11 protein-coding genes are annotated in these 12,812 nt (G+C 36.9%); all 11 read left to right on the top strand.

The window, feature by feature from the left end; translation table 11 throughout:
• Nucleotides 1–117 precede the first annotated feature (117 nt).
• The 11 genes from ACWITO_RS11795 (at nt 118) to dapA (ending at nt 12,810) form a co-directional block, all read left to right on the top strand.
• A complete protein-coding gene (locus ACWITO_RS11795; protein ID WP_448530198.1) occupies nt 118–540 on the top strand; it encodes a Fur family transcriptional regulator in 423 nt (140 codons plus the stop codon).
• 3 nt (nt 541–543) lie between these two features.
• Nucleotides 544–2,262: an AAA family ATPase gene (locus ACWITO_RS11790; protein WP_448530197.1), complete on the top strand. Its 1,719-nt coding sequence runs from the start codon at nt 544–546 to the stop codon at nt 2,260–2,262.
• 30 nt (nt 2,263–2,292) lie between these two features.
• Nucleotides 2,293–3,957 (top strand): ArnT family glycosyltransferase, encoded by a 1,665-nt coding sequence (locus ACWITO_RS11785; RefSeq protein ID WP_448530196.1) that lies wholly within the window; start codon nt 2,293–2,295, stop codon nt 3,955–3,957.
• An 83-nt stretch (nt 3,958–4,040) separates the two neighbouring features.
• Entirely contained in the window at nt 4,041–4,331 is a 291-nt protein-coding gene (locus tag ACWITO_RS11780) for a hypothetical protein (protein ID WP_448530195.1), read from the top strand.
• A 214-nt stretch (nt 4,332–4,545) separates the two neighbouring features.
• The gene (locus ACWITO_RS11775; protein WP_448530194.1) at nt 4,546–5,277 is read left to right on the top strand and encodes a hypothetical protein; all 732 of its coding nucleotides are present in this window, start codon (nt 4,546–4,548) and stop codon (nt 5,275–5,277) included.
• Between the two features lie 8 nt (nt 5,278–5,285).
• The gene (gene chrA / locus ACWITO_RS11770) at nt 5,286–6,494 is read left to right on the top strand and encodes a chromate efflux transporter (protein ID WP_448530193.1); all 1,209 of its coding nucleotides are present in this window, start codon (nt 5,286–5,288) and stop codon (nt 6,492–6,494) included.
• Between the two features lie 2 nt (nt 6,495–6,496).
• Nucleotides 6,497–7,510 (top strand): UDP-N-acetylmuramate dehydrogenase, encoded by a 1,014-nt coding sequence (gene murB / locus ACWITO_RS11765; RefSeq protein ID WP_448530192.1) that lies wholly within the window; start codon nt 6,497–6,499, stop codon nt 7,508–7,510.
• A 123-nt stretch (nt 7,511–7,633) separates the two neighbouring features.
• On the top strand, nt 7,634–8,155 hold the full coding sequence (locus tag ACWITO_RS11760; RefSeq protein ID WP_448530191.1) for a hypothetical protein: 522 nt from the start codon (nt 7,634–7,636) through the stop codon (nt 8,153–8,155).
• Nucleotides 8,156–8,302: 147 nt separating this feature from the next.
• Complete coding sequence (locus ACWITO_RS11755; RefSeq protein ID WP_448530190.1) at nt 8,303–11,314, top strand: ATP-binding cassette domain-containing protein; 3,012 nt, start codon at nt 8,303–8,305, stop codon at nt 11,312–11,314.
• A gap of 1 nt (nt 11,315) precedes the next feature.
• A complete protein-coding gene (locus ACWITO_RS11750; RefSeq protein ID WP_448530189.1) occupies nt 11,316–11,954 on the top strand; it encodes a hypothetical protein in 639 nt (212 codons plus the stop codon).
• A complete protein-coding gene (dapA, locus tag ACWITO_RS11745; protein WP_448530188.1) occupies nt 11,929–12,810 on the top strand; it encodes a 4-hydroxy-tetrahydrodipicolinate synthase in 882 nt (293 codons plus the stop codon). The genes ACWITO_RS11750 and dapA overlap by 26 nt, the downstream gene beginning before the upstream one ends.
• The last annotated feature ends 2 nt before the right edge of the window (nt 12,811–12,812 follow it).

Raw genomic sequence — 12,812 nt, 5'->3', positions numbered from 1 at the left:
AAGATTTTAGAAAATAGATAGCAAACAGAAAAAATGAGAGATAAAGCCCTTGAAGGCTTAAACATAAAAAGATAACTTTTTGAACATAAATAATTACAAAAACTCAAAATTGCTTTTATGAGTAATGTTGCCGATATTCTTACCAAACACCAGCTACGCCATACCGATTGCCGTTTAGAAACGCTTTCTGTTTTTATCAATAAAAATTTTGCTATTAGCCACAACGATTTAGAAGAAATTTTAGTGCCTGCCTTTGATAGAGTAACGCTTTACCGAACGCTCAAAACTTTTTTAGAAAAAGGGATTATTCATAAAGTTTTAGATGACGAAGGAACGCCCAAATATGCTCTCTGTTCGCCGCATTATTGCTCTACCCACGAACATCATCACAATCACGTCCATTTCAAATGTTCTACCTGTGGCAAAACCCAATGTTTGGATAATACAATTATTCCCGAAATCTCTTTGCCCAAAGGTTTTGTAGCCAAAGAGTTCAATTTGCTTATTCAAGGGTTCTGTAATGCGTGTTCTCAAAGATAAAATATGCAAAATAATGTTTTATTTCCGTATGGCATTAGCAATTTTGGAAAAGTAGTACAAGAAGGACTGATTTTTGTAGATAAAACACACTACTTACCTCTCTTGGAACAGCGTTCTAATGCAGTTTATTTGCGTCCTCGCCGCTTTGGCAAAAGTTTATTTGTATCAATGTTGGAAAATTATTACGATATAAGACGAAAAGAGCAGTTTTTTGAACTATTTGGAAAGTTTTATATTGGAAGCAATCCCACACCATTGGCTAATAGTTTTAGAATACTACACTTCAATTTTAGTGGTATCAATACAGAAAATTTGAGCAGTAGCAAAGAAGGTTTTGACAATCGGGTTCGGGCACAGGTAAATAATTTTATGGGCAAGTATCAAATTTTTACCCAAGAACAACGCAATAAAATTCTTGACCTATCGGGTGCTGAAAAAATATTAGCCAATTTTTTTTATGAGTACGAAATTTCCGAAAAAATTCCTATTTATCTCATCATAGACGAGTATGACCATTTTACCAATGAAATTCTTACAAGAGATGTAAGAGAATTTCAAGAAAGCGTATCGTTGAATGGGTATGTTCGTAAATTTTATGAAGTAATTAAAAATGCCACTCAACAGGGGGTTATGGATAGGTTCTTTATTACAGGTGTTTCACCTATCACAATGGATAGCCTCACGAGTGGTTTCAATATTGTTCAGCATCTTACCCACGAAGAAGATTTTGAAGCAATGATGGGATTTTCAGAAATGGAAGTTCGTAGCTTATTAAATTTGGTTTTGTGGGATAAAAATCGTGAAAACAAAATAATGCAAGACCTGAAATATTTTTACAATGGTTACAAGTTTTATCCTTTTAGCCAACAGAGCATTTACAACGCTGATATGATTTTGTATTTTTTGGATAACTTTAAGAAAAAACAACAATATCCTTTGCAAATATTAGACCCCAACATTGCTCCCGACTATGGTAAGCTAAAACGCTTGTTTGAAACAGCCAAATGGATAGAAAATACCGCGGTTTTGGAGGAAATTTTGAGAAAGGGTGAAGTGCAAAGCGAACTTATTTATCAGTTTAGCTTTGAAAAAGATTTTGGTGAGAAAGAATTTATTAATTTTTTATACTATCTCGGCAACTTGACAATCAAAGAAGCAAATATTGCAGGTGAAATAATTTTCAAAATCCCCAACTATGTGATTGGGGAGTTGTATTGGCAATATTATGGCTATTTGTTGCAGAAATTACACGATTTGCCACTGGAAGAAGAAAAGGTCAGAAAAGCTGTGGTGGCAATGGCTTTTGGAAATGTAAAAGATTACTTTGAGGTAGTAGGAAGACTGCTAAAACTATTATCCAATAGAGATTATCAACGCTTTGATGAAAAATATATCAAAATGATTTTTATTGCCTATGCAATGCAAGGCAATGTTTTTCTGATACATACGGAGCGAGAAATTGCGGGTGGAGGATATGTAGATTTGGAACTTTTTGTAAGACCTACCAACCATCATTCGCATCATCAATACGCAATGGAAATCAAATATCTGAAAAAAGAACAAGAACATCTTTTAGCCGAAACATTATCGCAGGCTAAAAAGCAGTTGTGGCAATATTTTGAGCAAGACGAAATCTTACAAAGTAAGCCAATGTTGCATCTTTTGGCTGTTGTAGTGGTGAAAGATGAAATTTATTTTGAGGAGTTAGTTCCTACCCGATAGATTTTTTCCAAAAAACATATCATAAATATTATGCCTACGACTTATCGTTTATATCAACTTTTTTTCCTATTAGCAGGATTGCTTTTTTTTACGACCTTTTTGGGCAGTGTTCATCTTTTTGATTGGGACGAAGTGAATTTTGCCGAATCGGCTCGTGAAATGCTTGTTACTGGCAATTTTACACAAGTACAAATCAATTATCGCCCTTTTTGGGAAAAACCGCCACTCTTTTTTTGGTTGCAAAGCCTTTCAATGAGTTTGTTTGGCATCAATGCTTTTGCGGCACGCTTGCCTAATGCTATTTTTGGGGTAATCACACTGCTTACATTTTTGCGTATAGGTACACGCAAATACTCTTTGCAAATGGGTTTTTGGTGGGCAACGGCATATTTGGGGAGCTTTTTGCCTTTTATGTACTTCAAATCTGGTATTATTGACCCTGTTTTCAATTATTTCATCTTTTTAGGGGTGTATTATCTGGCAGAAACCATTGAAGTCCCAAGCAATCGTAAAGCTATTTTAGCAGGTATTTTTACAGGTTTGGCTGTGCTTACCAAAGGTCCCGTAGGCTTTTTGCTAATATTGCTAACTTTTTTAGTGTTTTGGATAAGTGAGCGTTTTCGCCGAATAGCTACTTGGCAAGCGGTAGTTTTGTATACTTTGTCAACGGCTTTGGTTTCTTCGGCTTGGTTTGCAGTGGAGCTATGGCGGGGAGGCTGGTGGTTTTTCAAAATGTTTATTGAGTACCAAATTCGTTTATTTTCTACCCCCGATGCAGGACACGAACAACCTTTCTTTTATCATTTTGTAGTAGTTTTTTTGGGTTGCTTTCCGATGTCAGTATTTGCTTTGTGGGGTTTTCGTAGAAATCCGAAAGATGAAAGCCCTATTTTTCATAAAAAAATGTTGTTTTTGTTTTGGGTAGTAATGATTTTGTTTTCAATTGTAAAAACGAAAATTGTGCATTACTCTTCAATGGCATATTTTCCGCTTTCATTTTTCGCCGCCAGAGCCATTACACAATTTATTTCTCAAAATTCAATTCCCAAGCGTTTTAATTGGTTTTTAGGAATATTAGGCGGGATTTTTGCTCTTATTCTTATGGCTTTGCCGCTATTTGCCTATTACAAGGAAAATTTTTATACTTACATTGATGACCCTTTTGCCGTAGATTGCCTGAAAACTGATGTAAAGTGGGCAGGTTGGGAATTTTTGATAGGTTTTTTGTATGGTGTAGCGGTATTGTGGGCTGTTTGGAAAATAAAAAAGCAGGTAGCAAAGGCTTCCATAACACTTTTTTTGGCTTCGGCGTTGGTTATAGCTACTTATTTGGCAGTGGTTGTACCGCTCATTGAGCAATACTCACAAGCCCCCGCTATTGAGTTTTACAAAATGCTTCGCCGAGAGAATCCAAATAGTTATGTAACTACGGTTTGGTTCAAAAGTTATGCTCATTATTTTTACTTTCAATATCCACGCTACCAAAATCCTAATTTTTATCAAAAAGAAACTTATCAGGAAAATACCGAGTGGCTCTTGAATGGTAAAATTGATAAAGATGCTTATTTTGTGTTGAAAACCGATGAGCTTCAGAGGTTTCAGCAAACGTATCCACATCTTACGATACTTTACAAAAAAGGTGGGTTTGCTTTTTTCAAGCGAGAAGCCTATGAGCCGCCTCGTAGTGAGGACTAAATCTTTCCTTTTTCTAAATCTTGTTTCTTTGTATCTTGTTTCCTGTTTCCTTACCGCAAACTATACCTAAACAATTACAGCATTTGGAAATACTTACAAACTTACGTAATTTGCAAGAAATTATTGCTAAACTTTTAGAAAAAATGGCACTCACATACAATTTAGAAAACGATTTGCGTTTCAAACAAGGTTTGCATAAGGGCTTACAGAAAGGCTTACACAAAGGTATCCATAAGGGGAAAAACCGCAAAGCTATTGTAGCGATTAAAGAAATGCTCGCTGACGGACTTCCTTTTGATTTGATTGCAAGATATTTGCATGTATCTGTTGATTTTGTCCAGAAAGTAGCTGAAAAAGTGCAAAAAAATAAGTAATTGCTTATTTCCCAAAAATTTAGAGTATGGGGTTCGGGACTCTAATCTTGAATTTGTGCCTTAATTCAATTGTCTAAAATCTCGTTTCTTGTATCTTGCTTCCTGTTTCATTACTACAAAGACCTCTTTTCGCTAAATTTCTGTAAAATCATTTGATTTTGGCGAATAAAATTTTAGCTTTGCGGTGTTTTTGGCTTAAAAATCAGAAAAATATATGCTTAGAATAGTAATTTTAGCACTTTTCTTGCTAAACTTTCCTCTTTTTGCTCAAATTCCCTTTGAAAAAGCTAAATTAGAAATTCTTTGTCAGGCAATAAAATTTAACCATATCCAACAAAATAAAGCAGAAATAGCTAATAAAATTGACTGCTCCACCCTGCAAACCTTGGAAAAAACAACACCTAATGCTTCACGGGCTTCTAAAAACATTATTTCTGCCTACAAAAATAAAAATTACTCTAATTTGAGCAGTGAGGAAGAAAAAATAAAGCAATTCAAAAAAGATATTTGGAAAGAACTTCGCAGTTTAGCTCCTCGTATTAGTAAATCTGCTGATTTTCAGGCGAAATGGAAAACAGGTTTGGATTCGCTTTCGGCTTCTTTGGATAAAACTTTGGGTATTACAACTACCGATGAGGGTGTGCAAATGAATGATAGCAAAAACGATACAAACACAGGAGAAATTGAAGAAACCATTATCCCCGCTGAAAATCAGAAGTTACCCCCACCCGAACACAGTAGCAATACAGGACTTTGGATAATCACTATTCTTTCCATTCTTATAGCCTTTGTAAGTGTGGGTTATGCGTATCTGGTAGCCAAAACAACTTCGCATCGCATCAAAGAAATGGAAAATATGTTCAAAGAACGTTATCAGCATTTAGATACTCGTATGGATAAAATGCTTACTCGCGAAGAGTTCAAAAAACTCACCAATACTCACTGATGCTGTAAATGGAATTTCGCAAAATACGATACCTGATTTTTTTGCGTGAGATTTTCGTAATGTCTTGGACATCATTTGGTGGTCCGCAGGCTCATTTGGCACATTTTATCCGTATTTTCTGCGAAAAAAGAGCCTACCTTTCCGAAAGTGCCTTGCTTGAAATTTATGCCCTTTGCCAAATTTTGCCTGGTCCTACTTCTACACAAACCATTACAGGCATAGCTTATCGTTTGGGCGGAGCAAGTTTGGCTTATCTGACACTCGTGATTTGGGTTTTCCCTTCTCTGCTCATAATGACGCTTGCCGCTATTTTTATCACCTATTTAGAACAAAACCAAGTAGATTTTTCTTTTGCACGTTTTACACAAGCCATTGCAGTAGGTTTTATTTTTTCGGCGGCTTGGCAAATAACCCCCAAAGTAGTGCAAAGCAAAGTTTCTGCGTTTTTAGTAGTTTTTTCAGCCATAGTAGCCTATTTTTATCACTCACAATGGTTTTTGCCTTTGCTGATAATTTTTGGCGGCTTGGTAACTACGCGTAATTTTGAAAAATATCCCAAAGTAGCCGATAAAAAAATAAAAATTCGTTGGCGAAACCTCACTTATTTTGTTCTGATTTTTGCTGTTTTGGCTTTTTTTAGCGAATTTACCAGACGTTATACTTTCGGATTGCCTTTTCGTTTGGCTGAAAATTTTTACCGAACCGGCTCTATTATTTTCGGAGGAGGGCACGTGCTTGTGCCACTAATGCTTACGGAATTTGTGTATATCAAAAAGCTGATTACTCGTGAAGAGTTTGATTTAGGCTATAATTTCAATCAGATTTTACCCGGTCCTACTTTTGCTTTTTCTGCTTTTATTGGGGCAATGGCAATGCGTGATTTTGGTACCTGGGGGCAGGTATTAGGGGCTTTTTTGGCAAGTTTTGGTATTTTTATGCCCGGAACTTTGTTTATTTTTTTTGTAATGCAGTTTTGGGACGAGCTGAAAAAATATCGTCCTGTTCGTGCCGCACTGGAAGGCATACACGCCGTAAGCGTAGGACTTGTACTGGTTGCCGTAGTGCTTATGGGGCAGGCTATTTTTGAGCAAAATTCTACCAATGAAATTTTTTTGGATATTGGCGTTGCCATCGGAACTTTTGTAATTTTACACTTTACTAAAATTCCGCCGCCTTTTATTGTAATTGCAGGTTTAATACTTGGTTATTTGCTCTGATTATGAATATTTTGGAAAACGTTTCGCTCAAATCTTTCAATACTTTTGGTATTGATGTAAAGGCTCGTTATTTTGTGGAATGTTGGCATATTCACGAAATTTGTGATGCCGTGCATTGGCAAAAAACAAACAATCTGCCTTTGCTGATTTTAGGAGGAGGAAGCAATGTGCTTTTTACCCAAGATTTTGAAGGATTGGTTCTAAAAATCAGTCTTTTAGGGAAAGAGGTTATCAGGGAAGATGAGGAGAATGTTTGGCTGAAAGTGCAGGCAGGTGAAAACTGGAATACACTTGTGGAGTATTGTGTGGCTCGTAGTTGGGGAGGCATTGAAAACCTGACACTCATACCTGGTACCGTGGGGGCGGCACCTATGCAAAATATTGGGGCTTATGGGGTTGAGTTACAAGAAGTTTTTGAATATTTAGAGGCTTTTGATATTGCATCAGGCACAATTTATCGTTTTGATAAAAAAGATTGTAAATTTGGCTATCGCGAAAGTATTTTCAAAAATGAATTAAAAAATCGTTTCATCATACTTGCAGTGGTTCTGAGGCTTTCCAAAAAGCCTACCTTAAATTTTTCGTATGCTGATGTTGAGAAATTTCTCAAAGAGCGTCATATGGAGCCTTCTATCCAAAGCATCAGTGAGGCGGTTCGGCAAATTCGTACCGAAAAACTTCCCAATCCCGCGGAAATAGGTAATGCAGGTAGTTTTTTCAAAAATCCATATATTTCTAAAATGCACTATGAGTATCTGAAAAGAGATTATCCGAGCTTGCCTGCTTACCCACTCGACGAGAATACTTACAAAGTGCCCGCGGCTTGGCTTATTGAGCAAGCAGGCTGGAAAGGCTATCACGAAGGAAACGCAGGCGTACATCATAGACAGGCTTTGGTGCTTATCAATAAAGGAAACGCACAGGGCAAAGAAATTTGGCAACTTGCTCAAAAAATCAAAAAAAGTGTAGAAGATAAATTCGGGATTGTTCTGCAAACCGAAGTGAATATTTACTAATTGGCTTGAGACTAAACTTTTCAAAAATTTAAATCGGAGCTGTCTAAAAAAATTACTCATTTTCTTGTTTTTCAAGCATATTTTGTAAATTGAAAGCGTTTTCCACAATAAAAACGCTTTTTTATGTATCGTTTATTTCTGCTTTTCTTGCTTTGCTTGGTCATCTCTTTACCGCTTTTTGCTCAAAAAAATACCTTGCTAAAAGAATGGCAAGGTGTATGGAAAGGTAATTTGGAAATTTGGAGTACCAAAGCAGAAAAGCCACAAATTGTTCCAATGGAACTGCATATTTTGCCTACTGATTCGGCACAAAAATTTATATGGAAAATTGTGTATAACCAAGAGCCACGCAATTACATTCTTTATGCCCAAAATCCTGAAAAAGGTATATTTTTGCTTGATGAGCAAAATGGAATAAAAATGGAAATGAAGTTGTGGCAAAATCTTTTCGTAAGCACTTTTGAGGTAGAAAATAATTTGCTGGTAGGTACTTATCGCTTGCAGAAAAAGGAAATTTGGTTTGAAATTCTATTTTATCCTAAAAGCAATGCCCAAAAAACAGGTAATTTGCCCGAACAAAAAATCCCCGAAGTTGTATTTTATCCATCGCAGGTTTTGCAAAGAGCCGTTTTGAAAAAAAAGTGAGCTGGCTATCAGAATGCTGTGGCTAAAAAATTCAAGATTTGCAAAAAGTAATTGTTTAGCACTAATTTGCAGTAGGGAAGCAGGAAACAGGATTTGGGACAATTGATGTAAGCACAAAAGTAAATCAACTTAATCGTACTATAAAAAATGAGTGAAAAAGTTTTACGAGCCATTATTCAACTGCTTGCGGCTTCAGCTCAGATAGATGGCGTAACTGACGAAGAAAAGCAAATTATTCGCAAATTTTTAGAAGAAAATTTTGATGAAGAAATTGTAGCCAAGTATATTGCTATTTTTGATAACTACGCCGCAGGAAAGCTCAACCCTCGTGAAATTTGCGAGCAACTCAATAGCGAACTTACCAAAAACCAGAAAATTATTATTCTTGCTTACCTACTAGAACTCAGCATTGCCGATGGAGTAGCAAGCGAAAGAGAACAACGATTTGCCCAAAGAGTTAGCGATTACTTTTTTTTAGAGCCAGCCGAGTACGAATTATTGCGGCATTTTATTTTAGAAGATTTTTGCGAAAGCAATATTCACAACAATATCGTATGGATTGACGGCAAAGAAAGCACCGAAAGAGAATACAAGCATATTTATCGTAAAAGTTTGGAAGGGGCTATCGGCATTTTACGCATTCCCAGTGCCGAAATGTATCTGCTGAAATATGTTGGCAAAACCGACTTGTATCTCAATTCTTTGCCTATCAAAGACCACCACGTTTATCCCTTTCCTGTGGGAAGTAGCATTAGGAATGAAAACATTAAGCCTGTTTATTATAGTGATGTGGTAGGGCTATTTTTGAGCGAAACGAATGAAGTGAAGATTTCTTTTGAGGCACAAGATATTTGGTACAAATTTGCCAATGGACGCATAGGCTTGCGAGGCATTAGCCTTGCCGAAGGAGCAGGGCAACTGATTGGACTAATGGGGGCGAGTGGTTCGGGAAAATCTACTTTGCTCAATGTACTCAATGGTACGCTCAAGCCCACACAAGGCAAAGTGCTTATCAATGGCATTGATATACACGAAAATAAAGAAGCTACCGCAGGGCTTATTGGCTATGTACCCCAAGATGATTTGCTCATTGAGGAACTCACCGTATATCAGAATTTGTATTATGCGGCAAAATTGAGCATTAGCGATGCCTCTGAAAAAGAACTTGATGAACTTGTGCAGAAAACCCTCAAAAGTTTGGGTATTTTGGAAATACAAGACCTCAAAGTGGGCAATCCACTGCAAAAAACTATTAGTGGTGGGCAAAGAAAGCGGGTAAATGTAGCTTTGGAGCTACTGCGTGAGCCGTATATTCTTTTTGTTGATGAGCCTACTTCGGGGCTTTCTTCAAGAGATTCCGAGAATATTATGGTGCTATTCAAAGAGCTTGCTCTGCGTGGAAAACTCGTTTTTATTGTTATTCATCAGCCCTCTTCCGATATTTTCAAAATGTTTGATAAACTGCTCATTCTTGATGTTGGGGGCTATCCGATTTATTATGGCAATCCTTTGGAAGCGATTACTTATTTCAAAGGCATTGCAGGCTTTGTGGATAAGGATAAGAATATGTGCGGCGAGTGTGGGAATGTCAATCCTGAGCAAATTTTTAATATCATTGAAACCAAAATGGTGAATGAATACGGCTCACTGACCGATAAACGCAAAATGACGCCTCGGAAGTGGCACGAATTTTACGAAAAACATATTCCACCGCCACAAATTGCTACACAAACCGAAAAACCTACGATACATTTCAAAATTGCCTCTTTTTTCAAGCAAATGCAAGTGTATCTGACAAGAGATGTGCTTTCCAAGCTCAGCAATACGCAATATATGGTTATCAATTTGTTGGAAGCACCACTTTTGGCTCTTATTCTTGCCTTCATCGTCCGATTTTATCAAGTTTCTGACGGCACTTATATCTTTGCCAAAAACAATAATTTGCCTGCCTATATTTTTATGTCGGTTATTGTGGCTCTTTTTGTGGGGCTTTCGGTGAGTGCCGAAGAGATTATTAAAGATGCCAAAATTCGCAAAAGAGAGCGTTTTTTGCATTTGAGCCGAATGAGCTACCTCATTTCCAAAGTAATACTGATGTTTTCGTTTTCGGCAATTCAGATGTTGAGTTTTGTACTGATTGGCAACTGGATTTTGGGCATAGAAGGAATGAATACAATGTATTGGCTTGTGCTTTTTAGCACGGCTTGCTTTGCCAATATGCTTGGGCTGAATATTTCGGCTACTTTCAACTCAGTGGTTACGATTTACATACTTATTCCATTGCTTCTTATTCCGCAATTGCTTTTGGGGGGTATTGTAGTGCGTTTCAATGAAATAAACCCTGTACTTGGCTCAAACCGAAAAGTGCCACTACTTGCCGAATTTATGGCTTCTCGTTGGGCTTTTGAGGCACTTGTAGTGGGGCAATTCAAGAACAATCGTTTTGAGCAAGATTTTTATTCTTACGACCAAAAAATTGCCCAAGCCGAATACCACAAGGTGCTTTATGTACCCGAATTGGAAACCAAATTGGATAATGCTTTCAATTTCCAATCTGCTGATTCTCTTAAAGATGAAGCCAAAGAAAATTTGGTAATCCTAAAAAATGAATTGCAAAAACAAAATGCACTGACGGGTATTATTTGGGAAAATCCTGAAAAGTTGGATTTGCCTGCTTTGAAAGAAAAATATCACGCTCTTAAAGAGCATTTACAGAAAATTAAAAAGTTTTACATTCTTTCTTACAACGAATACAGCGAGCAGAAAGATAAACTGATAGCTTCACTTACCAAGAATGAAACAGAACGCAAGAATTTTCTGGCTATGAAAAACTATTACCATAACGAAGCGATTGAAAAACTTGTCAAGGCGGTAGAAACTCCCGAAAGAATCATTACCGATGGCAGAAGGCTTATTCAAAAAATTTATCCCATTTTCCAAAATCCTGAGCCTAACCATTCACTCGATTTTAGGACACATTTTTTTGCACCGCAAAAGCATTTTTTAGGCAAATTATGGGATACACCTTATTTCAACGTAGCCGTTGTTTGGCTGATGAGCGGAGTGTTTTTCGTAACACTTTATTTCAATGTTTTCAGGAACTTTTTAGAATACCTAACTAATAAAATAGGCAAATTGCAACATAAACAAAAAAACTGATATGCACTTATTCATTGCTATTTTGGTTTTTGTGATTTTCGGCGGCATAGTGTTTTTTGTATTTTATTTTCGCCTGCAAACCATTCAAGAAAGCCGAAAAATAGTGGGTTATTTTGAAAAAATTGCAGAAAAATTTGCTTTACAAGCCGATTTAGAGCGTAAAAATGGAAATGTAGCACTACCACATTTACAAGGAGTATGGGAAAATAGACACGTGCTTGTAGAGCGTACTATTCAGGAAAAATACAATTATTTGGTAATAAGCATAGAGCTAAAAAACTTACAAAAAATTCATTTGCAAATTACTCCGAAAAACCATTTAAGAGCCAAAGAAAAAGCCGATGAAAGTCAGCTTATTCGTACTGAAATTGATTGGATTGATAAGGATTATTTTGTCAGTGGCTCGCCTGCCGAAATGGTGAAAGAAATTGCTCAAAAGTTTTTTGTGCCTTTTGCCAAAAAATATGCTCAAATTTGGTTTTTGTTCAGTACGTTTCTTATTTTCCAAAATCGTATTACGATGGTACTGCTTTCTTCGCCTAAAAAATTACGTTACGATTTGATTATTGAACAAATGCTATTAGATTTGCACCATTTGGCAAAACAATTAGAAAATGAAACTACCACAAAACCAACTTAAAGGGGTAGGTGTTGCTCTTGTTACACCTTTTACAGAAGACTATCAACTTGACCTTGCCAGCTTTGAAAAGCTCTTGGCTCATACCACTGCTATTGGCGTGGATTATTGGGTAATTCAAGGCACTACGGGTGAGTCGCCTACCACTACTGCAAAAGAAAAGAAAGTTTTGTTAGAGTTTGCTAAACAAAACAACCCCAAAAATTTGCCCATTGTATATGGCATAGGTGGAAACAATACAGAAAATTTATTGCAAATTATTCAGGAAACGGACTTTTCGGGTATTACGGCAATTCTTTCAGCAAGTCCTTACTACAATAAGCCTTCGCAAGCGGGTATAGTGGCTCATTATGAAAAATTAGCAGAGGCTTCGCCTGTTCCCATTATTTTGTATAATGTTCCTGGGCGTACGGCTTCCAACCTTACGGCTGAAACTACGCTCAAATTAGCCCAGCACCCCAATATTATAGGCATCAAAGAGGCTTCGGGAAATTTGTTGCAATGTATGGAAATTGCACGTCTAAAGCCCCAAGATTTTTTACTTATTTCGGGTGATGATATGCTTACCGTGCCTATGATAAGTTTTGGAGCAGTAGGCGTAATTTCGGTGATGGCAAATGCCCTCAAAGCCTTTAATGATATGACGCATTATGCACTTGCAGGCGATTTTGCCAAAGCTACTGAAAAAATGTTTGAAATACTACCACTCAACGACCTGATGTATGTAGAAGGTAACCCTGTGGGTATCAAGCAGTTGCTTGCAGAAATGGGTGTTTGTGGCTCACAAGTGCGTTTGCCGCTTGTAAAAGCAAGCAAAGAACTTGCTGAAAAAATACGCAAGGCAATGCAAAAGTCCTAATT

This window comes from Raineya sp., from assembly GCF_053497555.1.
The sequence above is the reverse complement of the archived record's forward strand: the minus strand, read 5'-3'. Positions and strand labels throughout refer to the sequence as shown.